Genomic DNA, 25,589 nt, shown 5'->3' with positions numbered 1-25,589 from the left:
TGCCGGGCCGGTGCGGGGGTGGGGCCGCGCAACCGGCGGTAACCTGCTCGTGAGGACAGTCATGGCCGATGAGGTGAGTATCCGGCTCCTCGGCGGTTTCGCCGTGGCGGTCGAGGACCGCCCGGTGGCCACCGGGGCGTGGCGGCTGCGCAAGGCGCGGACCCTGCTCAAACTGCTCTGCCTGGCACCGGGCCACCGGCTGCACCGGGAGCGGCTCTACGACCTCCTGTGGCCGGACCTCGATGTGACGGCCGCGTCGAACAACCTGCACCAGGTGCTGCACGCCGTACGGCGCGCGCTGGCCTCCGCCGGGGGGCGGGACGAGATCGTCGTACTGCGCGACGACATGGTGCTGCTGGGGCCGGACGGCGGTGTGCGCGTCGACCTGGACCGGCTCGACGAGGCGATCCGGCGGGCCGCGTCCGGCGGCACGGCGGCGGACTGCCGGGCCGCGCTGGCCCTGGCCGACGCCGAACTGCTGCCCGAGGACCGCTACGAGACCTGGGTGGCCGAGGCGGCCGGGTCGCTGGAGACCCGGCTCGCGGCCGTCCGGCTGGCGCTGGCCGAGGCGCTGGAGCGCGATCACCGCACGACCGAGGCGGTCGAGGTGCTGCGGGACCTGGTCGCCCGGGACCCGCTGGACGAGCCGGGCCTGCGGGCCCTGATGCGGACGCTGGCCGAGTCCGGGCGGCGCAGGGAGGCACTGGCGGTGTACGAGCGGCTGCGCGACACGCTCCGCCGGGACACCGGTGCCGATCCCGATCCGCAGACCCGCCGCCTCTACCGGACCCTGCTGGCCGACTCGGTGGACCCCGGCGAGCGGCCGGCGGACGGGCGGCGGGGCCGGCTGCCGGCACCGGCGACCGGGCTCGTAGGCCGGGAGCGGGAGATCACCGAGGTTCAACGGCTGCTCGGGCGCGGCGGGCTGCTCACCCTGACCGGGGCCGGCGGCTGCGGCAAGACCCGGCTGGCGCTCGCCGTGGCGGACCGGTGCGGCGACGGTTTCCGGGACGGGGCGTGGTTCGTGGACCTTTCCTCGCTGACGGAGCCGGACCTGGTCCCCGAGGCCGTCGCCGCCGTGCTCGGGCTGCGGCTCCCGCCGTCCGGAAGGGCCCGGGAAGCGCTGCTCGAACAGCTCGGCGGCCGCCGGACGCTGCTCGTCCTGGACAACTGCGAGCACCTGATCGACGCGTGTGCCGCCCTGGTCGCGCAGATCACCGCCCGCTGCCCCGGGGTCGCCGTGCTCGCCACCAGCCGGGAGCCGCTGCGCAGTTACGGCGAGCGCACGTTCCGGGTGCCGTCGCTCGGGCTGCCGGATCCACGGCGGCTGCCGCCCGTCGGGGAACTGGCCCGATTCGCCTCCGTGCGGCTGTTCTTGGACCGCGCCGCCGACGCGGCACCGGACTTCCGGCTGACCGCCCCGAACGCGGCGGCCGTGGCGCAGATCTGCTTCCGGCTCGACGGGATGCCCCTGGCCCTGGAACTGGCGGCGGCCCGGGTGCACTTGCTGGCCCCGGACCAGATCGCCGAACGGCTCGACGACGCGCTCGCCCTGCTCAGCCGGGGCAGCCGGCACGGCGCGACCCGGCAGCAGACGCTGCTGGCCACCCTGGAGTGGAGTCACCGGCTGCTCGACGGCGAGGAGCAGTGCCTGTTCCGCAGGCTCGCGGTCTTCGCGGGCGGGTTCTCGCTCGCGGCGGCCGAGGACGTCTGCGCGGACGGCGTGCCGGCCGGCTCGGTGCTGGACCTCCTCGGCCGGCTGGCCGACAAGTCCCTGGTGTGCGTGGAGCCCGGGCCGCACGAGTCCCGGTACCGGCTGCTGGAGACGATCCGGCAGTACGCCGCCGAACTCCTGCGCGGCAGCGGGGAATCGACCGCAGTGGAGACCCGGCACCGGCAGTTCTACCTGCGGCTGGCCGAGGCACGGGACCGTGAGCCGGCCACCGGGGTCGCCGGCGCGACCGCACTGGAACTGGAGGCGGACTACGGCAATCTCCGGGCCGCCCTGCGCTCGTTCCTGCGCCACCGGCCGGAGAGCGGACTGCGCCTGGCGGTCGCGCTGCGCTCGTTCTGGCCGGAGCGGGGAAGGCTCGCCGAGGGCCGGCGCTGGCTGGACGACGCGCTGGCCGCCGCCCCGGAGCCCACACCGCAGCGGGCGAAGGCCCTGATGGGCCGGGCCGTGCTGGCGATCCGGCTCGGTGACGGCTCCCCGCTGGAGGACATCGCCGCCGAGATCGTCGGCATCCAGCAGCGCCGACCGGACCGGGCGGCCCTGGCGTACGCCTGCTACCAGCAGGCGATCCTGCTGTGGATGCGCGGTGCGTGGGCCCGGGGGCGCGCCGCCCTCGACCGGGCGCGCGCGCTCGCGCAGGAGGCCGGCGAGCCGTCGGTGCTCGCCGCCGTCGCACACCTGGACTGCGTCCGGGCCGCCTGTCGCGGTGAGGGGGCGACGGCTCGCGCCGCCTGCTCGGAGAGTCTGCGGCTGCTCGACGACGTCACGGTGGCCACCGGTCCCTTCTTCCCGGTCATGACCCCGGGCTACGTGGTGGAGGCCGACGGCCGCGGTCAGGTGTCGGTCCTCTTCGAGGAGACCGTGCTCAGCGGCCGCACGGTCGGCCCGGCCCGGGCCCGCGGGTACGTCCTGACGACCCTCGCGTGGGCCGCCCGGCTGGAAGGGGACACGGACGCCGCCACGGCCGCGGCGGAGAGCGGCGCCGACTGTTTCCGCGCGCTCGGCGACCGGCACGGGGAGTCCATGGGGCTCAACGTGCTCGGGAACATCCATCGCGGCACGGGCGGCCACGACGTGGCGCGCAAGCACCTCGAGGCGGCCCTGGCCATGAGACGCCGGCTCGGCGACCGCCGGGAGGAGGGCATCACCCTCGGCTGCCTCGGACTGCTGGAGCTGGCCGCCGGTGACACCGGCAGCGCACAGGCCACCTTCGAGACGGTGCTCGCCGATTTCCAGGAGGCGGACGACCGCCCCGGCGCCACCAACAGCCTGCTGCACCTCGGGCTCGTGGCCCGGGCCGCGGGTGACCGGGACCGGGCGCGCGCCCTGTTCACCCGCGCCCGGAGCCTGGAACAGGTCGCCGGGTCGGTGCCCGCCGCCGGCTGGGTCGAGCTGATGCTTGCGGATCTGCTCCGGCAACGGGGCGAGGAGGACGCGGCCGCCGCGGCGGCCGCCCGGGCCGAGGCCCAGTTCGCCCGCCTGGGCGACCGGCGGGGCCTCGCCGCGCTGCGGCGTCCGGTGCCGCCGCCGACGGATCAAAGCGGTTGCTGAGTGGTTGCTAAGAGGCGCTGCCTACGGTCACGGACATCAGCACAAGCACTCGTGACCGAGGAGCCGACCATGTCGATCGACACGGCACAGGGCGTCCTGGGAGACGCCACCGTCGCCGAACTCCAGGCAGGCCTGCGCGGCACCGTCGTCCGCCCCGGCGACGCCGACTACGACGAGGCGCGTGCGGTCTGGAACGCAGCGCACGACAAGCGGCCGGCGCTCGTCGTGCGCTGCGCCGGCACCGCCGACGTGATCCGTGCCGTCGAGTTCGCCCGCAGCCAGGACCTGCTCGTCGCCGTGCGCGGCGGCGCGCACAGCATCGCCGGGTTCTCCACCTGCGACGGCGGCATCGTCATCGACCTGTCGCCGATGAAGGGGGCCGTCGTCGATCCGGTGCGCCGGCGGGTCGTCGCCCAGGCGGGCATGACCTGGGGCGACCTCGACCACGAGACGCAGGCCTTCGGCCTCGCCGTGACCGGCGGGCTGGTCTCCTCCACCGGCATCTCCGGATTCACTCTCGGCGGCGGGGTCGGCTGGCTGGTCCGCCGCCACGGGCTGGCCTCCGACAACCTGACGGCGGCCGAGGTGGTCACCGCCGACGGGCGTGTGGTCCGCGCGGACGCAGAGCAGAACTCCGAGCTGTTCTGGGCGCTGCGCGGGGGCGGCGGCAACTTCGGGGTCGTCACCTCGCTGGAGTACCGGCTGCACCCGGTCGGCCCCCAGGTGCTGGGCGGCCTGATCTTCTACCCCCTGGACCAGGCCCGGCAGGTGATCACCGGCTGGCGCGACCTGACCCGCGGCATGCCCGACGAGCTGACGACCATGGCCGTCCTGACGACGGCGCCCCCGCTGCCGTTCCTGCCGCCGGAGGCGCACGGCACCCGCGTCGTGGTGCTGGCCGGCATGTACGCGGGCGACCCGGCGGCGGGCGAGGCGGCCGTCGGCCCGCTGCGCACCCTGGGCACACCCGTCGCCGACCTCATGGGCCCGATGCCGTACACGGGCATGCAGTCCCTGCTCGACCCGTTGTGGACGCCCGGCGCCCACAACTACTTCACCTCGGCGTTCGTCGAGCCGTCCGACGACGCCCTCGACGCGGTGCTGCGGCACCACCTCACGACGCCCACGCCCTTCAGCGAGGTGCATCTGCACCAGCTCGGCGGAGCCTTCGCCCGGGTCCCGGCCGAGGCGACGGCGTTCAGCCGGCGGTCGCCGGGCGTGCTGTGCAACGTGATCGCGCGGTCGCCCGACGGGGCGGACTTCGACGCGCACGTCGCCTGGGCCCGTGAGACCCGTGAGGACATCGCGCGGCACGGCGACGGCTCGATGTACGTGAACTTCACCGGTGACGCCGCCGAGGACCGGGTGCGGGCCTCGTACCCCGGCGCGGTGTACGAGCGGCTGGTGCGGGTGAAGGACGCCTACGACCCGACCAACCTGTTCCGTCTCAACCAGAACATCCGCCCGTCGGCGGCGGCCTGACCGGACCAGAGCGGCGCGCCGGGCACGGGTCCCTCACCCGCCCGGCGCGTCGCGCCGCTCCGGCGCGCGGGCCGCCGCCTCGGCGCGCCCCACCCTGGCCATCAGGCGGTCCCGCCGCCGGGGCCACCAGACCAGATCCAGCGCCACCAGGGCGACCACCAGCCACGACACCAGGGCCTCCCGCTCCGTCCCGGCCACGGTGTCGTACCCGGCGAGGGCCAGCGCCACCACGGCCACCAGCACCATCACCCAGCGGCGGAGCCGGTCCTGCTCCGCGGTGACGCGCAGCGCCTCGGCGTGGCGGACGACGTCGGGCGCGAGCCGGGGGTCCGCCACGGTCCCGCCGCTCCGGGTGGCCCGTACCACCGCCGCCCGGTCCGCCGGAGCGAGGTCCGCGCCGGCGGGCCAGACCCTGCTCATCCGCCGCGCCACCCGAACACCGTGCAGCGGGGTCAGCACCAGGAGGACGACGGCGGCGGCCGCCCAGGCTCCGGACTCCAGGAGGACGAACAGGCCGAAGAACACACCCGCGGCCAGTCCGGCGCCCAGCGCCCTGCGCACCGGGCCCCCCTGCCACACCCAGCCGGGAACGAGAAGCACCCGACCATGCTGACGACCACGGGTACCCCGGGCAACGACCGCGCCCCGCGAGTCGCCCCTCAGGCCCCCGTGTGCGCCTTTGTGATCGCCAGGGCCGCCGCCATGACGCTCAGCTGGGGGTTCACCTGCGGGCAGCTCGGCAGCACCGAGGCGTCGGCGACCAGGACCCCGTGCACCCCGCGGAGCCGGCCGGCGGGGTCCGCCGGGAAGTGCCGGGGATCCGCCCCCGCCGCGACCGTGCCGGTGGGGTGGTACGCCGACAGATGGAGCTGCCGCGCCGTGGTACGGGCGAGCAGCGCGTCCAGTTCGGCGAGCCGGCGGACGCGGGGTGTGCCGGGGATGCCGGTGAGCACCTCCTCGGCGCCCGCCGCGAACAGCAGCTCCCCCATGGCCCGTACGGCCCGCATGAGCCGGCCGGCGTCGCGGGGGTCCAGGTCGTAGCGGAGCAGGGTGCGGTCCCGGCCGAGGACCCGGCCCGAGGGGCGGTCGGCGATCATCGCGCCGAGTGTGGCGAGCCGGTCGGCGCCCTCCAGTTCGCGGCGCAGCTCGCCGCCCAGCCCGGGGAGGACGAAGGAGCCCATGCCGGGCGGGGTCGCGGTGGCCTCGATGAGGATGCCGTCGGCGTGGTGTTCCTCCACGCCGACGCTCTGCAGCACGCCCTCCCACGCGGTGACCGGTTCGGCGAAGCGTCCCGCGACGCTCGTGGCCGGGTGGACACTGAGGTTGCGGCCGAGGCGGGGGTGCCGACCGAGTCCGGAGCGGCGCAGCAGCGGCGGGGACTCCAGCGCGCCGGCGGCCACGACGACCAGCGGCGCGAGGATCTCGAACGCGCCGTCCGCCCGGCGCACGCGGACGCCGGCCGCCCGGGGGCCGCCGGGACGGTCGGGATCGACGAGGACGCGCTCGGCCCGGGCACCGGTGACGATCCGGGCCCCGGCGGCGCAGGCCTCGGGCAGCACGGAGAGCTGCACGCTCTGTTTGGCGCCGGCCGGGCAGCCCACCACGCACTGGCAGGAACCCCGGCAGCCGGGTGCGTTGCGGCGCAGCGGCGCGGCCCGCCAGCCGAGTTCGCGGGCGCCGGCGAGGGCGAGTCGGCCGTTGTTCCCCAGGACGTCGGTGGGCTGGGCCGCCACTCTCAGGGTGCGCTCGACCTCGTCCAGGTGCCGGTCGAAGCCGTCGGCGAGCGTGAACCCCAGCTCCCGGCTCCAGTGGGCGAGGACATGGCCGGGAGTGCGGTAGCAGGTACCGGAGTTGACGACGGTGGTGCCGCCGACGGCCCGGCCCACGGGCAGCAGCAGCGGCGGCCGGCCCACGGCCACCGTCGCTCCTCCGTCCCGGTAGAGCCGGGTGAACCGGTCGAGGGGCGCGCTCCCGCCGAAGGACTCGGTGGAGTGGTGCCGGCCCTCTTCGAGGACGACGACGTCGAGTCCGGCCCGCGCGAGGGTCCGTGCGGCCATCGCCCCGCCCGCGCCGGAGCCGACGACCACGGCGTCGGCACGCGACCGGGCGGGCCAGTCGGCCGCGGGCGTCAGGTCGAGCGGCGGGTCCTCGCGGGCCGGGCCGCGCGGCGCGGGCCCGTCCTGGAGCATCCGCTCGGTTCCGGCCGCCAGGAGGACGGGCACCTTGAGGACGTCCAGCAGCGGCAGCAGGGCGGGCCGTGCGCCCAGTTCGTCCAGGACGGACTGCCTCTCGGGCGCGCCGAGGGTGTCCAGGGTGCGTCCGGTGCGCGCCACGGCGTAGGCGTCGACGGCGCCGGCCGCCGCCCGGAGGCCGGCCCGGGCGGGCAGCGGCATCGCCGAGAGGACCGTGCGGAGTCTGCCGGGGACGCGCCGGGGCCAGTCGGCGCCGCCGTCGTCGGCGAGGAGGGCGGACACCAGTCCGGTGAGGCTCATCGGGTGCCCACCTCCGCGTGGGCCGTGCCGTCGAGCGTCCACTCGGCCTCGGTGCGCCAGCCGCCTGCCCACCACCGCTCCAGCAGCACGTGTGCGTCGGCGCGTTCGCTGTTGCGGCAGGTCGCGTGGCTGCCGTCGGGGTCGGTGTAGTCGAGGGCGAGGGTGCCCTCCGGGGGCTGGGTGACCTCGACCCGGATGCGGCGCAGGCCGCTGCGGCCGGTGACCGTCCAGGTGGGCAGGTCGAGGCCGGCCCGGAACCGGCCCGCGCCGGCCCAGCCGACGGCCGCCCGTTCGGGGCGGCGGGGCCAGGTGCGGCCGGAGCGGCGCAGCCGCAGGAAGACCAGCGGCGGAAGCCTGCGCAGACCCGGGCGCGTGGAGACGGCGGCGACGATCTCCAGGACGTCGCCACCGCCGAGGTCGGCGTGCAGCCAGGCCCAGCGGCGGGCGTTGCCGTGGCCGTAGATCCGGGCGGAGGCGCCGGGGGCCGCGGTGAGGGTCAGCGTGGTGCCGTCGTGGGTGAAGGTGCCGTCGTAGGCGGCGCGGGCGGCGGGGAGCATCTGGGCGGCCGGCAGCAGGGGGCGGCGCCAGGACCAGCGGGGGAAGGTGAACAGCGGCTCGTCCGTGGGACGTTCGGTGAGGTCCCAGTGCAGGGCTCCGTCCTCGGCGGTGCCGGTCAGGCGCCCCGGTTCGGCCGTGGCCCCGGCGGCGTGGAAGCCGGTCGTTCCGGGTGTCCATGCGGCTGGGCCGAAGCGGGCGTGCCGCACGGGGCCGTCCTTGGGGAACACGGCGGCCCAGCCGTGCGCGTACGGCCGGGATCCGTCGGCGGGCGCGGTCAGTTCGTGGTGCAGCCACAGTCCGCTGCCGCTCTCCGGGTCGGTGAGGGTGGTGTACCAGACCTCGGTACGGCCGGGCTCGCCGCGCCAGCGGGGCGCGAGGAAGGTTCCTCGGTTCCCGGTCCGCGGGAAGCGGAAGCTCGCCAGGAACGGCAGGAGCTGGGTGCCGAGCGGGAATCGGAGCGTGCCGGTGCCGATTCGCCGTCCGTCCTCCAGGAGGGTGTACGGCAGCACGGTCATCGAGGCGACGGGCCTCAGCGCGGTGACCGACTTCCAGCCGTCGAGGGTGAGCCGGCGGCCGCCGGCGCCGAACGCGAGGCGGTAGTGGATGCGGCGGCGGGCCACCGGCGAGATCTCCAGCTCACCCTCGGCGCACGGGTCGTCGGCCCAGCCGGCCACCCGTATCCGTCCGGTGGCGCGGGCCTCGGTCGTACCGAGGAGTCGCAGCGGCCGGTCCGCGCGGACCGCCAGGTCGAGGCGGATCCGGCGGGCGCGGTCCTCGCCGTCGAGCCGCAGCGTGCCGAGCATCGTCTCGGCGAAGGAGGTGCCGCGGGCGGCCGTGCCGGAGCGGCCGCGGGTGCCGTCGCTCATGCGAGGTCCTCCAGCATGATCCGTTCGGTCGTGGCCAGGTACCGCTCGGCCGCGCTCCGGGCGCCGGCCCGGTCACCGGCCAGGACCGCCCCGACCACCGGCGCCAGGCGTTCGCGGGCCACGCCGGCGTCGGTGAACGGACCGCTGAGCGCGGCGCGGACCGGCAGGTAGGCGTTGAAGAGGGTGTTGGTCAGCAGGACGTAGACGCGGTTGCCGGTGGCGCGGGCGAGGGCCCGGTGGACCTCGATGTCCGCGAGCTGCACGGCGTCGGTGTCCGCCGCGTCCCCGACGGCCGCGAGCAGCTCGCGCAGTTCGGCCCGTTGCCGGGCGCCGGCCCGGGCGGCGGCCCGCTCGGCGATCAGCGCCCCGATGCCGCGCCGCACTTCGAAGACCTCGCGGATCCAGTCGGGGCTGTGCCGGACGAGCATCGGCAGCAGATCGGCACCGCCGAGTCGCAGGTAGTCGCGCACCCGGGTGCCGACGCCGTGCCGGGTCTCCAGCAGTCCCGCCTGGGTCAGTCGCCCGAAGGCGTGCTTGAGGGTGGTGCGGGTGACGCCGTAGCCGTCGGCGAGGGTGCGTTCGGGCGGCAGGTAACTGCCCGCGGGATGGCGTCCGGTGAGGATGTCCTCCCGCAGCCGGCCCTCCAGCACGTCGACGATGGTCTCCCGGGGCAGTGCCTCCACGCGGTCCTCCCAGTGGCTCAGTGGATGAGCCACTCAACCAACGTCGGCGTGCGCCGTCAATGGCAATGACGTGACGGGCCGGAGTTCCGAACGCCCTACAACTCGCTCCGCCGGTATGGAGCGTGGCGTCCCGTCAGGCCGCGGGACCGCGCCCGGCCGAGGGCCCGACGGCTCCGCGCACGAGGAGCAGCAGGGCGTCGGCGAGGTCGTCCGCGGGGCTGCCGGTGGCCAGGCGGCGCAGCTGAAGGCCCATCACCAGGGCGACGGTGGTGGCCGCCAGGCGTCCGGCGTCCGGGACGCCCAGCGCGGTGAGGATCTGGGTGGCGAGCCGGTCGTAGGCCCGGAACGCCTCCGCCGCCGACTCCCGGAGCCGTTCGTCGCGCCCGGCGTGCAGGTACAGCTCGAACGGCGCCAGATGGGCGCTGTCGAGCGCCGCGCCGCAGGCGACCTGGCCGGCGAGGGTGGCCGCGTCCGCGATGTCGAGGCCGTCCGTCTGGCACTGGTCGGCCAGCTCGGTGAAGTGCCGGGCCTCCTCGCGCACGAAGTGCAGCAGACTCTCCCGCAGCAGATCGTGCTGGGTCTCGAAGTGGTACGTGACCGAGCCGAGCGAGACTCCCGCCTCCTTGGCGATCCGCCGGTTGGTCACGGCCGCGACGCCGTCCTCGCCGATGATCCGCAGGACGGCGGTGATGATGCGCTGGCGCGTCGGGGCGGAGGCCGAGGGGGCGTCGTTCTGCATGCCCCGCATTGTTCCACCAGTGGACACGGCCTCCCCTCCTGCCTATTGTTCGTTCGAACGAACAACATTCTGGAGGATGGCCGTGCGCATTGCTGGGGCAACTGTTCTGCTGACCGGGGTCACGGGCGGGATCGGCGGCTCGCTCGCCGCGGAACTGTCCGCGCGCGGCGCGCGGCTCGTCCTCACCGGCCGGCGGCGCGAGGCGCTGGAACCCCTGGCGGAGCGGTACGGCGCGCGCATGATCCTGGCCGACCTCGGCGACGCCGACGACGTGGCGCGCCTGGCGGAGGAAGCCGCCGGAACGGACATCCTGCTCGCCAACGCGGCGCTGCCGTCCAGCGGCGACCTGCTCGACTACACACCCGAGCAGATCGACCGCGCGCTCGCGGTGAACCTGCGCGCGCCCGCGATGCTCGCCCGCCTGCTCGCCCCCGCCATGGTGGCCGGCGGGCGCGGCCACCTCTGCTTCGTGGGCTCGCTGTCGGGGGTGGCGGCGACCAGGTCGTCGTCGCTGTACAACGCCACGAAGTTCGGCCTGCGCGGCTTCTCGCTGGCCCTGCGCCAGGACCTGCACGGCACGGGTGTGGGCGTCTCGATCGTGCAGCCCGGTTTCGTGCGCGAGCTGGGGATGTTCGCCGAAACGGGCTCGCCCACCCCGGGCGGTGTCCGCACGGTGGCGCCGGAGCAGGTGGTCAGGGGCGTGGTCCGGGCGATCGAGCGCGATGTCGCGGAGATCAACGTGGCACCGCTCGAACTGCGCCTCCTGACGAGGGTCGCGTCGCAGTTCCCGGGGTTCGCGGAGCGGGTGCAGCGCAGGGCGGGGGCGGAGCGGACGCTGGAGACGATCGTGACGGCGCAGCGCGCGAGCCGCTGAGCGGGGGCGGGCGGCGGGCGCCGGGGCGTCCGCCGCGCCCGGGGTCAGGACGAGCGGGGCGGTCTGACCCAGCCCAGGGAGCGTTCGACGGCCCGCTGCCAGTCCTCGTACTCCGCGTCGCGCAGGGCGGGGTCCATGTCGGGCAGCCACTGGGCGGCCCGGTGCCAGTTGCGGCGCAGGACCTCCAGGTCCGGCCAGTAGCCGGCGGCGAGTCCGGCGGCGTAGGCGGCGCCGAGCGAGACGGTCTCGGCGACCATGGGCCGCACCACCGGGACGTCGAGCACATCGGCGACGAACTGCATCAGCAGGTTGTTGGCGGTCATGCCGCCGTCCACCTTCAGCTCCCGCAGCGGCACCGAGGAGTCGGCGTTCATCGCGTCGACGACCTCCCGGGTCTGCCAGCCGGTGGCCTCCAGGACGGCCCGGGCCAGGTGACCGCTGGTGATGTACGAGGTGAGGCCGACGATGACCCCGCGCGCGTCGCTGCGCCAGCGGGGTGCGAAGAGACCGGAGAAGGCGGGGACGATGTAGCAGCCGCCGTTGTCCTCCACCGTCCGCGCCAGGGTCTCGATCTCCGGCGCGCTGTTGATCAGCCGCAGCCGGTCGCGGAACCACTGGACCAGGGAGCCGGTGACGGCGATCGACCCCTCGAGGGCGTAGACCGGTGGCCGGTCGCCGATCTGGTAGGCGACGGTGGTGAGGAGGCCGTGCCGGGACCGGACCAGTTCGGTGCCGGTGTTGAGCAGCAGGAAGCTGCCCGTTCCGTAGGTGCACTTGGCCTCGCCCGGGGAGAAGCAGGTCTGGCCGAACAGGGCGGCCTGCTGGTCGCCGAGGGCCGCCGTGATCCACACCCCGGGCAGGAGGGCGCGGGACTCGGCGTAGGGCGCCGCGGAGGACCTGATCTCCGGCAGCATCGCGCGGGGCACGCCGAAGAACGCCAGGAGTTCGTCGTCCCAGGTGAGGGTGCGGACGTTCATCAGCATGGTGCGGCTGGCGTTGGTGGCGTCGGTGATGTGCAGACCGCCGTCGGAGCCCCCGGTGAGGTTCCAGATCAGCCAGCTCTCCATCGTGCCGAACAGCACCTCGCCGTCCCTGGCGCGCTGTTCGAGGCCCTTGACGTGGTCGAACAGCCAGCGCAGGCGCAGCGCCGAGAAGTAGGTGGAGGGCGGCAGGCCGCACCGGTCGAGGAAGAACTCCCTGCCGGGGTCCCGGCCCAGGGCCTCGACGAGCGGCTCGGTGCGGGTGTCCTGCCAGACGATCGCCCGGTCCAGCGGCGCGCCGGTGCGCCGGTCCCAGAGCACGGTCGTCTCCCGCTGGTTGGCCAGTCCGATGGCGGCGATCCGGTCCGGTTCGACTCCGACGCCGGAGAGCGCCTCGGGCACCACCCGACGCAGGTTCTGCCATATCTCGACGGCGTCGTGCTCCACCCAGCCGGGTTTCGGGAAGTGCTGCTCGTGTTCCCGCTGCGCCACGGACACCAGCCGTCCCCGGTGGTCGAACAGGATGCAGCGGGTGGAATTGGTGCCCTGATCGATGGACATCACATACCGGTCAACCATGATCGGGTTCACCTTCCGATGCGTCGCGTCGGGGGCGGGTGGGGACTACCAGCGGGCCGCGCCCAGGTCTCTGGAGATGGCGCGTGCCGCCTCCCGGATCAGGGTGATCAGGTTCGGCCGGGGCTGGCCCTGGTTGTCACAGATCCTTTCGACCGGCCCGGACAGCCCGATGGCGCCGACCACGAGACCGCCGTGTCCCCGGATCGGCACGGAGATGCCGGCCTCGCCCATGCTCATCTCCTGGATCTCGGCAGCCCATCCGTGGTCGCGCACCTCGGCCAGCGCCTGGTGGAGCCGTTCGGGGCTGACCAGGGTGTGCCGGGTGTACGTCTCCAGTCCGGACTCCAGGGCCTGCTCGAAGGGCGCGGTGCCGAAGGCCAGCAGCACCTTGCCCAGCGAGGAGGCGTGCAACGGCAGCAGCGAGCCCACGTCCAGGGTCTGGAGGCTGTCGTCGGGCCGGAAGACATGGTGGACGACCAGGACCTTGCCCTCCAGCGGGGTGCCCAGGCGCACCGCCTCCCCGCTGCGGGCGGCCAGGGCGTCGGCCCAGTTGATGGAGCGCGACCGCAGTTCGTTGACGTCGAGATAGCTGGTGCCGAGGTGCAGCAGGGCGGCCCCGAGCTGGTACTTGCCCGTCGCCGCGTCCTGTTCGACGAAGTCCACGTGCTGCAGGGTGCGCAGGATGCCGTGGGCGGTTCCCTTCGCCAGCCCCAGCGAAGCCGCCACCTCGCCGAGCCCGAGCCGTCGGGGCCCACCGGCGAGCAGGCGCAGAATCGCCGCCGCCCGTTCGATCGACTGGACCGGACCGGCCATGAAGCGAGCCTATTACCGTTGCCGGGGATTCGCTCCGCGTGCGCCGGGACCGTCCGGTAACCCCGCTCGGGCGGGAGCGTTCGGCAATGCCGACCCCTGTTCATTGACCGGCGCGCCGGTCCTCCCTAGCGTGCCTACAAGGCCCGGCACATGCCGGGGCGCGGCATGGCCCGCAGTGCTTCACCCCCCAGGAGACCAACATGGCGGTACAGCTCAATACGCTGGCGCGGGAGACCCGCGAGCAGGTCTTCGTGTTGCCGCCCTTCGCCGGGGCCGTCTCGGTCGTACGCCGGCGGGTGGCCGCGATCCTCGCGGGCTGGAAGGTGTCCCCGGCGATCGTCGAGGACGCGCTGCTGGTGGTGTCGGAGCTGCTGACCAACGCGATCGTGCACGCCCTGCCCCCGGCGGTGCTGCGGCTTTCGTGGGTGCCGGGCGACGGTCCCGGGGTGCTGCGGGTGGAGGTCACCGACGCGGGGCCGGCCCGGCCGGCGGGGGCGTCGCCCGCCTGGGACGACCCGGACGAACACGGGCGGGGCGAGGACATCGTGCACGCCCTGGCCGACCGGCACGGCATGCGCACCCACCCCGGCGGATGCACGCGCTGGGCCGACCTCGCGGCGGCCTGATCAGCGCTCGCGCGGCGGCCTGATCAGCACGCTCAGCGGCCGCCGCGGCAGGTGGCGGCCACCGGCACGGCCTCGGACCGCACCGGCACGACTCCGCGCCCGGCGTCCGCGTGGTCGGTCTCGTCCGGCTCGTTCCCGGCCGGCTCCTCGATCGACTTCCTGAGCAGCAGCAGGGCCGCGTCGTCGTGCAGCCGGCCGCCCACGTGCGCCAGGAGGTCGGCGTGCACCGCGGACAGGGTGCGGGCCGGCTCGTCGGACACGTGCCGCGCCACGCCTTCGGCCAGCGGGTAGAACTCGCGCGCGTGGTCGCGGGCCTCGGTGACCCCGTCGGTGTAGAGCAGGAGCTGGTCGCCCTCGGCGAAGGGCAGCAGGTGCAGCTCGGGATGCTCACCGGACAGCGCGCGCAGCCCGAGGGGCGGGGCGGGACGGACGGGCTCCACCGGCTCCACTTCCCCGGCCTCGGTTATCAGCAGCGGGGGCGCGTGCCCGCAGTTGACCACCTCCAGTTCCCCGGGCCGCGGACAGCCCACGACCACGGCGGTGACGAAGTCGTCCGGTCCGAGGTTGCGGGCCAGGCTCCGCTCGATCCTGCCGACGACGGCCAGCAGGTCGGGCTCGTCGTAGGCGGCCTCGCGGAAGACACCGAGGACCAGCGCGGCGGTGCTCACCGCCGGCAGCCCCTTGCCGCGCACGTCTCCGACGATCAGCCGGACGCCGTGCGGGGTGGGCACCAGGGCGTAGAGGTCCCCGCCGATACGGGCCTCCGCCGCGGCCGCGCTGTAGCGGACCGCCACCTGGAACGGGCCGACGGTCTCCGGGACCGGCTTGAGCAGGGCGTGCTGGGCGGCCTCCGCGACCGAGCGGACCGCCGCGAGCACCCGCTCCCGCCGGCCGCGCAGCTCGCTCGCCAGGGCGCTCGCCGCGGTGACCGCCAGCACGGCGCTCAGCACGGCCACCGGCTCACGGCCCGGCACGGTGTAGACCGTGCTGAGGGCCGCGCACAGCGCCGCGGCGAGGAGACCGACGCACAGGACACCGCGCGGCCCGTTGGTGGTGGCCGCCAGCGCGGGCCCCGCCGCCATCAGGGGCAGCCAGGGCAGTCCGGCTCCGGTCAGCAGGTCGACGAGCACGATGACCATGACGAGCACCACCGGAAGCGCGGACGCCGCCTGTGCGGCGGCTCGCCGTGGCGCCGACGCGCCGGGGCCGGCCGCCCTGTGCAGCCGTGACGCCCAGTGCTCGCCACCGTGCTCCCGGCGCCTGCTCGAGTTCTGTCCGGAATCGCTCACCTGTCGCGCTGTCCCTCGCCTGTGCGGGGTGCTCCCCTGCCCGGTCCCCTGCCTTGTTTCCGTATTCAAGGAAAAGGGCTCGGCGGAACCGCTTCAAGGAGCGGGTTTTCAGATAGTGAGCGAGAGGCATCTGGTCACGCGGCTCGCGGTCGGCATCAGCCGGGCACCGATCTCCGGCAGCCGGGAGAGCCGCTCGACCGGCAGGGACACGCCGAGCGAGCCGAGGGTGTCCCCGCTGTACACGGGCACGGCGACGCACACGGTGCCGAGCGAGTACTCCTCGAGGTCCGTGACGGCCGGGGCCAGCGGGGCGGAGTCGAGCCGCCTGAGCAGTTCGGTCAGGCTGGTGACGGTCCGCGGGGTGAGGTCGGCGAGGTGGTGCCGGGAGAGGTAGTCGCGGCGGGACTCGTCGTCCAGTTCGCGCAGCACCGACTTGCCCAGGGCGGTGGCGTGGCCCGCGTCCTCGAAACCCACCCACAGGTCGGCCCGGGGCGCGCGGGGCCCGTCGACGATCTCGGCGACCCTGATCTCGCCGTCCTCGTAGAAGGTGAGGTAGGCGGCGCCGGCCAGTTCGTCGCGCAGCGCGGCGAGGGTCGGCCGGACCCGGTTGAGCAGGACCTGCGCGCGGCTGGTGGTGCGCAGCGTCTGGAGCCGGTCGCCCAGGACGAAGCCGCCGTCGTCGAGCTTGCGCAGGTATCCGTCGTGCACCAGCGTCCGCAGCAGGTGGTAGGCGGTGGCGAGGGGCAGTCCGGTCTCCCGGGCCAGCTGCTTGGCGGGCGCGCCGTTCTCGTGTGCGCTGACCGCCTCCATCAGGCGGAAGGCGCGCTGTACGGACGTGATCAGCGTGGGGCTGTCGTGCGCGCGCATAGCAACAGGGTGCGCCGGGCGCCCGGCGGGGGCAAGGCACGGGCCGGGGCCCCGCCGCGCGGCCCCGGCCCGTGTCCCCCGCGGCCGCCGGGCCGTCAGCCCGTACTCACCCGGACGGAGAGGTCGTTGTCGAGCGTGTAGTAGGGCCGCAGGACGGCCCCGGCGGCGCGCGCGCCCGGGTGGACGAACGACGCCTTGCGGTCCGCCACGTCGTCCAGGAGCCGGGCGACCCGGACCGGGGCGGCGTCCGCCGCGGGGTGGACGAAGACGTCCCAGATGCCGCCCTCGGCGGTGGTGGCGGCGGCCAGGGCCTCGTGGTCGAGGGTGAAGCCGAAGCCCCGCCGGTCTCCGTCGGTCACCGGCCGCACCTCGTGCCCGGGGGCGTCGCTCCCCCGCGGCCGCAGGCGGACGACGGCGCCGTCCTCGAAGGTGGCGCCGTGCAGCCGGGCGGTGACCGTCGTCGACCGGTCGCCGACGTCGATCCGGCCGGCCTCCGCGTGGGCCGTGCGCAGCCAGGCCCGCACCGCGAGATAGCCCTCCTTGGTCACGTACGGGATCCGCACCGCCACCGGGGACGGCCGGGCCCTGAGGTGTCCGTCGACAAGGGCCCGCAGGTCGCGAAGGCCGGGCCGGAGCCGTACGGGTGCGGTGTCGTCGGGTCCGTCCAGCAGGAACGCGTCCCAGCGGCCCTCCTCCAGGGCGGGCAGGGGTTCCAGCACGGCACGCGCGGGTCCGTTCCCCGCGGCTTCGAGGGGAACGATCCTGCGGACGATGACGGGGTCCCCCTTCTTCGGCCGCAGCCGCAGCAGCAGGTGCGGCCGAAGAGCCCCCGCGGCCGTCGGCAGTTCGAGGGTCATGCGGCCCTCGGCGTCCACGACGCAGTTCACGCGCGCTCCGGCGCCGTTCTCCGTGGTCACCGCTGCCCCCTGCGCAGAGTCCTCAGCACCCGCCCGGTGGCGGTGTGCGCGATGTCGCGGGCCGCGAACCCGTGGCTCATCAGGTTCCGCCGCACGTCGCGCGGTGCCGCCGTGGCGCACCGGCCCGCCGACCGGGCCGCGATGGCCTCCTCCAGCAGGCGCTCCGCCTGCGCCACCACGCTCCGGGGAGCGAAGCGGCGGGCGTTCTCGGCGGCCGCTCGTCCCATGGCCCGGCGGCGCTCGTCGTCGCGGACCAGCTCCAGCAGCGCCGAGCCCAGCCGGTCCCGGTCGCCGACCGGCACCAGCCGGCCGTCCACCCCGTCCTCGATGATCTCGGCGGGGCCGTAGGGGCAGTCGGTGCTCACGACCGGCAGTCCGCAGCGCATGGCCTCGACGATGGTCATGCCGAACGGTTCGAAGGAGGAGGTGGACACGCCGATGGACGCCTTGACCCACTCCGCCTCCATGGGCGCCGCCGGGCCCATCAGGAAGGCGTTGTTGCTCAGTCCGAGCCGCTCGATGCGGGCCCGCAGCGCGTCCCGCTGTTCGCCGGCCCCGTAGATGCGCAGGTGCCAGTCGGGGTACTCGCCGGCGACCCGGGCGAACGCCTGGATGAGCAGGTCGTAGCGTTTCACCGGGACGAGCCGGCCGGCCGCCACGATCATCTTCGCGTGGCCGTCGGCGGGCGGCAGCACGGGGTCGGGCACGCTGTTCGGCAGGACCTCGACGCGGACGCCGGGCAGGTGCATCCTGCGCCGGTAGTCGTCGGCGTCCGCCTCGGTGACCGTGGTGAGCACGTCGAGGCGCCGGTAGGCCCGGCGCAGCGCGGTGCGCAGCGGTGCCGGATGGTTGTCGAGCGTGAGGTGCTCCTGGCCGACGCGCAGCACCCGGTCGGGGGCCTGGAGCGCGAGGTGCACGTTGAGTCCCGGCCGGGTGCCGACGACCACGTCGGCGTCGGTGGCCGCCAGGCACTCGGCGATCCGCTCGTCCGTGAGCCGGCTGTACTGGCGGTAGCGGTACTCGGCGGAGGGGAACACCCTCGCCGGTTCGCGGTGCGACGCGTGGTCCTTCTCCTGCCGCAGGTCGACCAGCGGCCGCAGGCTCACCCGTGGGTCGGGGGTGATCTGGGGGCGCTCGCGGTGCCGTAACACGGAGACGATCTCCACGTCGTGCCGCTCGGCCAGTGCCTGGGCCAGGTTGAACGTCGTGGTGATCGTCCCCCCGATGCCGTAGGCGTTGTGGAGCAGGAAAGAGATCTTCATGCCGGTGCAGACCGCGTCAACCGCGATCCAGTTGTGCGCTGTTATCAGTTCGTGTCTCCGGACGCCGGGCCGGTGCGCCGCCGGCGGACGGTGGAACATGCCGCTGGGTGGAGCAATGACCGGTGCGCCGGGGCCCCGCGCACCAGGCTGGGTCCCGGTCGGGATCGTGTGACGGGAGTGGCGGGTGCGAGGGGTGAAGCACGGACGTGCCGGTCACGGCCCGGTGGACGGCACGGTCTCGCGGATCGGCTTACCGGCGGCCCCGGCCTGGATGCGCTGGCTGCCGGTCATGTTCGTCGCGGCCGTGCTGCTGCTCGAACCCGTCACCCCCGTGCAGTGGCCGGTGAGTTTCGTGCTGATCGCGCTGCCGCTGGTGACCGCCTTCGCCCACCGGCCGGTCGTCGTGGTCGCCGCCACCGCGTTCGCCGTGTTCCTCGAAGGGGTGCTGGCCGGCACCCCGTGCTGCGCGGGCCGGCAGGTGGGCTACCTGTGGGAGCGCCATTACGTGGCCGCGTACGTGTGCACCGCTCTGGTCGGCGCCCTCGGCACGATCCTGGCCACGCACCGCGTCCACCGCGAGCGCACCCTGGCGGACGTCCGCTTCGTGGCCGACATCGCGCAGCGGGTCCTGCTCCGGCCGGTGCCGCACCGGATCGGCAACCTCCGCCTGGAGAGCCTGTACCTCTCGGCGGCTGCGGAGGCCCGCATCGGCGGCGACCTGTACGAGGCCGTGCCGACCCGGTTCGGGGTCCGGCTGCTCATCGGCGACGTACGCGGCAAGGGGCTGCTCGCGGTGGAGACCGCGGCCGCGCTGCTCGGCGCGTTCCGCGAGGCGGCGCACGACGAGCCCGATCTGGCCGCCCTGGCCGACCGGGTGGAGACGAGCATGAGCCGCCGGGCGTCGCAGCTCGGCGGGAACGACGCGGGCGAGCGGTTCGTGACCGCCGTGTTCGCCGAGATCCCCGGCGAGGGCCAGGTCGTCCGCGTCGTCAACTGCGGCCATCCGCCGCCGCTGCTCATCCTTCCCGGGGAGGTGCGCGAGCTGGACCGGGGCCGGTCGGCGCCGCCGCTGAACCTCGGCGTGCTGGTCGGGGACGCGTATCACGTGGACGCCTACCCGTTCCGGCCCGGTGACCAGCTCCTGCTGTACACGGACGGGGTCACCGAGACACGGGACGCGGCCGGCGCCTTCTACCCGCTGACCGAGCGGCTGCGCCTGTGGGGTCCGCTGCCGCCCGGGGAGCTGCTGGACCGGCTCCACCACGACCTGCTGGACTACAGCGGCGACTGCCTGCAGGACGACACGGCGGCGCTGGCCGCCTGTCTGCTCTCCGGCGAGCCGAGGGCCCCCTAGGGCCTGTCTGACAATTCGCGTCGTCGCCCGAAGGGCGGCCGCGCGGCGTCAGGTGCGTGCTCTCGGCGGGCCGGCTCCAGGGCCGCGTACTGGACGTACTTGGGTCTGGGGCCGGTGCGGCGAGAGTGCGTGCATGGCGTCGCGCGGCAGGCGGGAATTGTCAGACAGGCCCTAGGGCCTGTCCGACGCCGCGCGGCAGGCGCGCATGGTCGGACGGGCTCCTGGGCACCGGCGGCCGGATCAGAAGGCCGTGTGGGCGAACCAGTGGCCGAGGGCCTCGGCGTCGCCCGAGACGTCGAAGCCGGGCTCCTCGTGCGTCCTGCGGCCGTAGAGCAGGAGCAGCAGGTCCGCCGCCGGTGCGGACACCGCGGCGGCGCACGGTTCGGGCCGGTCGGCGCCGTCCGCCGCGGGCGGCAGCGGGCGGAAGCCGTCCGGGTCCAGCCGGACCCGCCATTCCTCGCCGGTGTCGGCGCACCTGAAGGCGATGGTCTCGCCGTCGCCCCGCAGTTCCCGCACGCCGGGGGCGAAGAGGCCCGCGTGGGGCAGGTTGACGAGGAACTCGTCGACGCCGTCCGCGGCCAGCGCGCTGTCGATGTCCGGATCCAGGCCGGCGGCGCGCTCCGCGTCCACCCGGTGCACGAGTGTCTCGAAGAGCATGCGGCGGGCCCAGAACCGCGCGTGCTGGTCCTCACCCCAGGCCCACATCGGCGCCTCGGGATCGGTGTCCCGCAGCACGGCCGCCACCGCCGGCACCCCGGCCGCCACCCAGCCGGGGTACGCGGCGGCGCTGTCCGGCAGCCCCAGCTCCACGTCACGGGAGCGGGGCGGCTCCTGCGCCAGCCGGGTCAGCAGCGTGCAGAACCAGCGCTGCAGCGCACCCACGTGCCGGGTGAGGTCGGCCAGGGTCCAGTCGGGGCACGAGGGCACCGCGCTCGTGGGGTCGGCGCCGTCGACCGCCTCGGTGAAGCGGAGCGTCTCGCGTGCGATCGCCTCACGGTAGGTGTCGTACGGCAGCGGGTGCCCTGTCCTGCTCGTCGTGTCCATCGGCTGCGCCCGTCCTCGTCCCGGTTGCGGATTCCGTCGGGCCCAGTGTGGACGCTGGAGTCCGCTCGAAGGCAAGCCGGGCCGGCCGGCGGTCGGTCAGCCGAGTCCGAGGACGGTCATGGTGCGCTCGGCCATGCGCTGTTCTCCCAGGGCGTTGGGGTGGACGGGGACGATGTTCCGCCCGAACAGCAGCGGTTCGATCCAGCGGGTGCCGACGGCCTGGCAGGCGTCGTGGCCCGCGGACGCCTGGGCGAAGTCGACGTACGTCGCCCCGGCCTCCTCGGCGGCGCGCCGGACGACGGCGTTGAGATGGGCCTGCATGGCGTGCAGGTAGGGGACGTCGCCGGAGGCGATGGGCAGTTTGACGAAGCAGTCCGGGTCGGCGGCGGCGGGCGTGATCCACGGGTAGCCGAGCACGGCCACGCGGGCCCCCGGCGCCTTGGCCCGGACGCTGCCGAGGGCCTGCTTGAGGGCGGGGTAGGTGTTCGCGTCGATCGCGTCGTCGAAGGAGGTCCCGTACTTGTCCTTGCAGGGGCTGCCCTTGCCGCCGGTGAGGACGCCGGCGGTGCCGCAGGACAGGATGGCGTTGATGAAGGTGCCGTTGTCGTTGCCGCCGATCGTCAGGGTCACCAGGTCGGTGTCGGCCGTGACGGCGTTCGCCTGCGGCGCGACGCCGGGGTACTGGGACGCGGTGAAGTCCTTGGTCCGGGCGGCGCCGCAGGTGACGTCCGTCAGGCGGGCGCCGGTCCGGGACGCGAGGACGTGCGGGTAGTTCGCCGTGGAACGCAGGCAGAGCGGGCTGGAGAGGTCAACGGGCAGGACGCCCGAGGCGGCGCTGTAACTGTCTCCGAGGGCCGCGTAGTTCAGCGGCGTGGTGGCCTGGGCGGTGGTACCGGTGAGGCCGAGCGCCAGCGCGCCGGCGGCGGCTGCTGTCGCGGTCATGACACGGCGCAATGCGGGCATGAGTATCTGCTCTCTCTTCTCGGTGGGGGCGCGTGGGGAGCACGCGGGCACAGCGGTGCCCGCGGACCTGGTGCGCGAGAACGGGGCGGCTCGAGCAGGGGGGAGCGCCGGCCGGCGAAGCGTGGGCGCAGCGGCGCACACCGACGGCCGTGAAGGACCGTCACGGGATTACCGGACGGTTCTACCGATAGGTAATGTGCGGGCGCCGCAGCGGCGAGTCAACAATGTTGACCGAACTTCTTGAAACGCTCACGTAACTCGATCTTCCAGCCGGTGAGGGGCCGGTTCCCGCCCTGTTCGCCGCGTGGTCGGGAAGAGCCCGCGAAGCCGGGCGGGCAGCCGCATAGGCTGTGCCGCATGCTGACCGGTTCCGGTTCCTCCACCCGTGACGCCATCCACGAGGCCGCCGCCCGTCTGTTCCGGGACCGGGGATTCGCCAGGACCACCGTCCGCCGGATCGCGGCGGCCGCCGGGACCGATCCGGCGCTGGTGATCCGTCACTTCAAGAGCAAGGAACTGCTGTTCCTGGAGACGATGCACCTGGCGATCGACAGCGAGCCCCTGTTCGACGTACCGCTCGACCGGCTGGGCGAGCGGCTGGCCGAACTCCTCCTCGATCTCGACGGCACCGCCCGGGGGATCTTCCTGGCCCTGGTGCACGGCAGCGGCGAACCGCAGATCCTCGACCGGCTGCGCGAGACCCACGAGAAGGTGCTCATCGCGCCCCTGCGCGACCGGCTGCGCGGACCCGACGCCGACCTGCGCGCCCGGCTCGCGGCGTCGATGTCCGGCGGACTGCTCTACGGACTGTGGGTGGCCCGGGACGAGGGCCTGCTCCGCACCGACCGCAAGGAACTCATCACCCGCTACGGCGCGCTCCTCCAGGAGGTCCTGACCCCCCGCGCCTGACGGACTCCCGGGCTCGCGCCTCCTTCGCGAACGGTGCCCGGCCCACGCCGGGTCGACTGCCGCCGGGCGTGTAGTCGCTCACCTCGTAACGGACCTCGTCGTCGACGGCGTCGGCCGACCCGTCCACGGTGATCCGGCGGGGATACCCGGCGGACGCGTACTCCGCCTCGGCCCGCTCCGCGCCGTCGCGCCGCGCCCGCTTCAGCTCGCGCACCAGCGCGCCGATGGTGGGCACGATCATGGGCGAGCGCCGGACCACGGCCCGGCTCTCCGCGTCCAGACCGGTCGCGCGCACCACCTTTCCCGCCCGCACGCTCACCCGGAACGTGCCGATCAGCGCTCGCTCCCCGCCGGTCGAGCGCAGGGTGTACGTGTAGGCGGACGGCTCCCGCCAGGTGGTGCCGGCGGTCGGCTCCGGCTGGGTGGACACGGTCGGTCCCTGGCAGGCGGCGGCCGCGCAGACCAGCCCCGCGATCAACGCGAGGCGCGGCAGCGGGGAGCGGGATGTCGGACGTACGCGTGTCATGGGGCGCCTTTCAGCTTCGCCGGCTGTCCCTCCTTCGACGCCGGTGGACGGCCGGACGTTCACCGGAGATCCGCGGCGGATCCGTCACCGGCCGGAGTCCCGGGACAGGGTGCGGCTCACCCGTACGCCGACGGCCGCGACGAGCAGGACCGCGCACCCCGCGAACACCAGCCCGGCGCCGCGCAGTCCGAGCGCCGACGTCAGGGCGCCCACCCCGACGACCGGCAGGGAGATCCCCACGTAGGCGACGACGAAGAACGCCGAGATGGTGGCGCCCTGATGGGCCTCCGGGGCCGCCGAGCTGACCTCGCTCAGCCCGGCGCGGAACGCCATGCCCTGGCCCGCGCCGCCGGTCAGCGCGCCGGCGAGCAGCACCGGGAAGGATGTCAGCAGCAGCGACAGCGCGATGAGGAGGAGGCCGGCGACGAGCACCGCGCAGCCCCAGGGCAGGGCCCGGCGCGCACCGATCCGGCCCATGAGGAGCTGTCCGCAGGTGGAGGCGCAGAACACGCAGAAGACGGCGGCGCCGGCGACCGCCAGGTTCCGCTCCCCCAGGGTCTGGTCAAGGAAGGCCGGGGCGACCGCCGTGAACAGCCCGAGCATCGAGAAGCCCGCGAAGGCGGCGAGGGCACAGGGCGCGAACACCCCGCGCACCTCCGGCGGCACCTTCATCCCCTGGGGCCGCAGCGACCCCCTCGGATGCGAGCGGTGGACGGTCTCGGGAAGCAGGAGGACGACCGCCGCCGCCACCGCGAGCAGCACCAGATGGACGGCGAACGGCAACTTCAGCGGCCGCGGCGCGTATTCGGCGAGGATGCCCGACAACAGCGGGCCGAGCCCCAGACCGCCCATGTTGGCCGCGGTGGCCGCGAACCCGGCCCGGGCGCGTCTGCCCGGCGGGGCCAGTTCGAGGACGGCCGCGGTACCGGTGCCGCTCAGCAGCCCGGCCGAGAAACCCGACAGCACCCGGCCCGTGTACAGCAGTGGCAGTCCGCCCTCCGTCAGGAAGCACACGGCGCTGAGCGCCGACAGACCCAGCGCCGCCAGCAGCACCGGCCGCCGCCCCAGCACGTCGGAGAAGCCACCGGCGACCAGCAGGGCGGTGACGACGCCGACCGCGTAGGCGGCGAACACCACCGTCACGACGAGTTCGGAGAAGCCGAGCTGCTGCCGGTACAGCCCGTACAGCGGTGTGGGCAACGTGGTGCCGAGCATCCCGACGGCGAAGACGGCCGCCGCGGCCAGATAGCCCGGCCGCCGCCGGCCCGTCCGCCGGTCCTGCCCGCGGTCCTCTGTGGCGCTACTGATCACACTCCACCTTAGGCACCGCACACCGGGCCGCCGCGTACCGAGGATCGCCCGTTCGGGGCCCGGCGCGGTTCCGCCGGGCGGCGGGACGGCCGCCGCGGCCTGATCCACGAAGATCGGGGAGACGCCCCCTAGGCCGAGTCCCGGACCACCAGCTCCGGGTCGAACACGACCGAGGTGGGGGCGGTACGGACACCGTGGATGTGCTCGTCGAGCAGCCGGGCCATCTCGGCCGCCATGTCCTCCACCGGCTGACGGACGGTGGTGAGCGCGGGCCGGCAGGTGGCGGCGACCGTGGAGTCGTCGAAGCCGACCACCGCGATGTCCTCGGGCACCCGGCGGCCGTGTTCGCGCAGCACCTGGCAGGCGCCCTGGGCCATCAGGTCGTTCGCCGCGAACACCCCGTCCAGATCCGGGTGTCCGGCCAGCAGGTCGGTCATCGCCGCGATGCCGCTGTCCTGGGTGAAGCCGCCCTCGGCGACGGGCACGAAGGGGTGGCCGTGGCGGGCGAGGGTGTCGCGGAAGCCGGCCAGCCGCTCCTGGCTCGCGGCGACCGCCAACGGGCCCGAGATCGTGGCCAGTCTGCGCCGGCCGCGGGCGAGCAGGTGTTCCGCGGCCAGCCGGCCGCCGTCCCGGTGGGCCAGGTCGACGTAGCTGAGCGGGACCGGGCGGGAGGGGCGGGCGAAGAGCACCGCGGGCAGCCGGGCCTCGGCCAGCAGGGCGGGCAGCGGGTCGTCGGCGTGGCTCGACACGACCAGCGCGCCGTCGGCCCGGCCCTGCCGCAGATAGGTCAGCACCTCCTGGCGGGCCTCGGGTGACTCGGCGAACATCAGCACCGGGTGCACCGAGCGGGGGCGCAGACGGCCCACGATCCCGGCGACCACCCGCCCGAAGAAGGGGTCGGCGAACACCCGGGCGGCGAAGGCCGCCTGGGCCTCGTCGGAGGTCTCCCCGGCGCCGGACACGACCAGGGCGACCGTCTCGGCCCGCCGGGTGACGAGGGAGCGTGCGGCCCGGTTGGGCGCGTACCCGGTCCGTTCGATGGCCCGGCGGACGACCTCCTGGATCGCCGGGTCCACGTTGCGCACGCCGTTGACGACCCGGGAGACGGTCGCCCGGGAGACACCGGCCTCCAGGGCGACGTCCTCCAGCGTGGGGGCCTGTCTGCTCATGCC

General features: G+C 74.7%; 22 protein-coding genes. 6 read left to right on the top strand and 16 right to left on the bottom strand.

Translation table 11 applies throughout. The features are described 5' to 3' along the window. Nucleotides 1-61: 61 nt before the first annotated feature. Together ACWCPN_RS12535 and ACWCPN_RS12530 are read left to right on the top strand one after the other, a co-directional pair. Complete coding sequence (locus ACWCPN_RS12535) at nt 62-3,283, top strand: BTAD domain-containing putative transcriptional regulator (protein ID WP_451204717.1); 3,222 nt, start codon at nt 62-64, stop codon at nt 3,281-3,283. Nucleotides 3,284-3,352: 69 nt separating this feature from the next. Beyond that, entirely contained in the window at nt 3,353-4,765 is a 1,413-nt protein-coding gene (locus ACWCPN_RS12530) for an FAD-binding oxidoreductase (protein WP_451204715.1), read from the top strand. A 33-nt stretch (nt 4,766-4,798) separates the two neighbouring features. Here ACWCPN_RS12530 and ACWCPN_RS12525 read toward each other — a convergent pair whose 3' ends face one another. From ACWCPN_RS12525 to ACWCPN_RS12505, 5 genes are all read right to left on the bottom strand, one after another. Next, complete coding sequence (locus ACWCPN_RS12525; RefSeq protein WP_451204713.1) at nt 4,799-5,365, bottom strand: hypothetical protein; 567 nt, start codon at nt 5,363-5,365, stop codon at nt 4,799-4,801. Between the two features lie 59 nt (nt 5,366-5,424). Continuing rightward, nucleotides 5,425-7,257, bottom strand: coding sequence for a GMC family oxidoreductase N-terminal domain-containing protein (locus ACWCPN_RS12520; protein ID WP_451204711.1), 1,833 nt, complete (start codon nt 7,255-7,257; stop codon nt 5,425-5,427). Then, nucleotides 7,254-8,681 carry a hypothetical protein gene (locus ACWCPN_RS12515; protein ID WP_451204709.1) on the bottom strand — a complete coding sequence of 476 codons (1,428 nt, stop codon included), beginning with the start codon at nt 8,679-8,681 and terminating at the stop codon, nt 7,254-7,256. The genes ACWCPN_RS12520 and ACWCPN_RS12515 overlap by 4 nt, the downstream gene beginning before the upstream one ends. After that, nucleotides 8,678-9,364 carry a FadR/GntR family transcriptional regulator gene (locus ACWCPN_RS12510; protein WP_451205270.1) on the bottom strand — a complete coding sequence of 229 codons (687 nt, stop codon included), beginning with the start codon at nt 9,362-9,364 and terminating at the stop codon, nt 8,678-8,680. Before ACWCPN_RS12510 ends, ACWCPN_RS12515 begins: the two co-directional genes overlap by 4 nt. A gap of 133 nt (nt 9,365-9,497) precedes the next feature. Next, on the bottom strand, nt 9,498-10,103 hold the full coding sequence (locus tag ACWCPN_RS12505) for a TetR/AcrR family transcriptional regulator (RefSeq protein WP_451204707.1): 606 nt from the start codon (nt 10,101-10,103) through the stop codon (nt 9,498-9,500). Between the two features lie 82 nt (nt 10,104-10,185). Here ACWCPN_RS12505 and ACWCPN_RS12500 point away from each other — a divergent pair, with 82 nt between their 5' ends. Beyond that, a complete protein-coding gene (locus ACWCPN_RS12500) occupies nt 10,186-10,977 on the top strand; it encodes an SDR family NAD(P)-dependent oxidoreductase (protein WP_451205267.1) in 792 nt (263 codons plus the stop codon). 44 nt (nt 10,978-11,021) lie between these two features. Here the strand turns inward: ACWCPN_RS12500 and glpK are convergent, their stop codons facing one another. Together glpK and ACWCPN_RS12490 are read right to left on the bottom strand one after the other, a co-directional pair. After that, entirely contained in the window at nt 11,022-12,536 is a 1,515-nt protein-coding gene (gene glpK / locus ACWCPN_RS12495; RefSeq protein WP_451204705.1) for a glycerol kinase GlpK, read from the bottom strand. Between the two features lie 45 nt (nt 12,537-12,581). Continuing rightward, nucleotides 12,582-13,349 (bottom strand): IclR family transcriptional regulator, encoded by a 768-nt coding sequence (locus ACWCPN_RS12490; protein WP_199213167.1) that lies wholly within the window; start codon nt 13,347-13,349, stop codon nt 12,582-12,584. 200 nt (nt 13,350-13,549) lie between these two features. Between ACWCPN_RS12490 and ACWCPN_RS12485 the strand changes: the two genes are divergently transcribed. Beyond that, on the top strand, nt 13,550-13,975 hold the full coding sequence (locus ACWCPN_RS12485) for an ATP-binding protein (protein ID WP_451204703.1): 426 nt from the start codon (nt 13,550-13,552) through the stop codon (nt 13,973-13,975). Nucleotides 13,976-14,007: 32 nt separating this feature from the next. On the opposite strand, the gene ACWCPN_RS12480 is transcribed toward ACWCPN_RS12485, so the two are convergent. The 4 genes from ACWCPN_RS12480 to ACWCPN_RS12465 form a co-directional block, all read right to left on the bottom strand. After that, complete coding sequence (locus ACWCPN_RS12480) at nt 14,008-15,114, bottom strand: PP2C family protein-serine/threonine phosphatase (RefSeq protein WP_451205264.1); 1,107 nt, start codon at nt 15,112-15,114, stop codon at nt 14,008-14,010. Between the two features lie 258 nt (nt 15,115-15,372). After that, on the bottom strand, nt 15,373-16,131 hold the full coding sequence (locus tag ACWCPN_RS12475) for an IclR family transcriptional regulator domain-containing protein (RefSeq protein WP_199213165.1): 759 nt from the start codon (nt 16,129-16,131) through the stop codon (nt 15,373-15,375). 95 nt (nt 16,132-16,226) lie between these two features. Continuing rightward, entirely contained in the window at nt 16,227-17,048 is an 822-nt protein-coding gene (locus tag ACWCPN_RS12470; RefSeq protein WP_451204702.1) for a transferase, read from the bottom strand. Next, a complete protein-coding gene (locus ACWCPN_RS12465; RefSeq protein WP_451204700.1) occupies nt 17,045-18,310 on the bottom strand; it encodes a glycosyltransferase family 4 protein in 1,266 nt (421 codons plus the stop codon). Before ACWCPN_RS12465 ends, ACWCPN_RS12470 begins: the two co-directional genes overlap by 4 nt. 193 nt (nt 18,311-18,503) lie before the next feature. On the opposite strand from ACWCPN_RS12465, the gene ACWCPN_RS12460 reads away from it, so the two are divergent. Further along, nucleotides 18,504-19,664, top strand: a complete 1,161-nt coding sequence (locus tag ACWCPN_RS12460) for a PP2C family protein-serine/threonine phosphatase (RefSeq protein WP_451204698.1) — start codon at nt 18,504-18,506, stop codon at nt 19,662-19,664. A gap of 240 nt (nt 19,665-19,904) precedes the next feature. On the opposite strand, the gene ACWCPN_RS12455 is transcribed toward ACWCPN_RS12460, so the two are convergent. Beyond that, complete coding sequence (locus ACWCPN_RS12455; protein WP_451204696.1) at nt 19,905-20,708, bottom strand: maleylpyruvate isomerase family mycothiol-dependent enzyme; 804 nt, start codon at nt 20,706-20,708, stop codon at nt 19,905-19,907. Nucleotides 20,709-20,804: 96 nt separating this feature from the next. Next, nucleotides 20,805-21,650, bottom strand: coding sequence for an SGNH/GDSL hydrolase family protein (locus tag ACWCPN_RS12450; protein WP_451204694.1), 846 nt, complete (start codon nt 21,648-21,650; stop codon nt 20,805-20,807). A 378-nt stretch (nt 21,651-22,028) separates the two neighbouring features. Between ACWCPN_RS12450 and ACWCPN_RS12445 the strand changes: the two genes are divergently transcribed. Beyond that, nucleotides 22,029-22,580 (top strand): TetR/AcrR family transcriptional regulator, encoded by a 552-nt coding sequence (locus ACWCPN_RS12445; RefSeq protein ID WP_451204692.1) that lies wholly within the window; start codon nt 22,029-22,031, stop codon nt 22,578-22,580. Here the strand turns inward: ACWCPN_RS12445 and ACWCPN_RS12440 are convergent. The 3 genes from ACWCPN_RS12440 to ACWCPN_RS12430 form a co-directional block, all read right to left on the bottom strand. Further along, a complete protein-coding gene (locus ACWCPN_RS12440) occupies nt 22,531-23,106 on the bottom strand; it encodes a DUF6174 domain-containing protein (RefSeq protein ID WP_451204690.1) in 576 nt (191 codons plus the stop codon). The genes ACWCPN_RS12445 and ACWCPN_RS12440 overlap by 50 nt on opposite strands. Nucleotides 23,107-23,190: 84 nt before the next feature. Then, nucleotides 23,191-24,321, bottom strand: a complete 1,131-nt coding sequence (locus tag ACWCPN_RS12435; protein ID WP_451205261.1) for an MFS transporter — start codon at nt 24,319-24,321, stop codon at nt 23,191-23,193. Between the two features lie 224 nt (nt 24,322-24,545). Then, the gene (locus ACWCPN_RS12430; protein WP_451204688.1) at nt 24,546-25,586 is read right to left on the bottom strand and encodes a LacI family DNA-binding transcriptional regulator; all 1,041 of its coding nucleotides are present in this window, start codon (nt 25,584-25,586) and stop codon (nt 24,546-24,548) included. Nucleotides 25,587-25,589 lie beyond the last annotated feature (3 nt).

Source organism: Streptomyces sp. NPDC002386, from assembly GCF_053593175.1.
The sequence above is the reverse complement of the archived record's forward strand: the minus strand, read 5'-3'. Positions and strand labels throughout refer to the sequence as shown.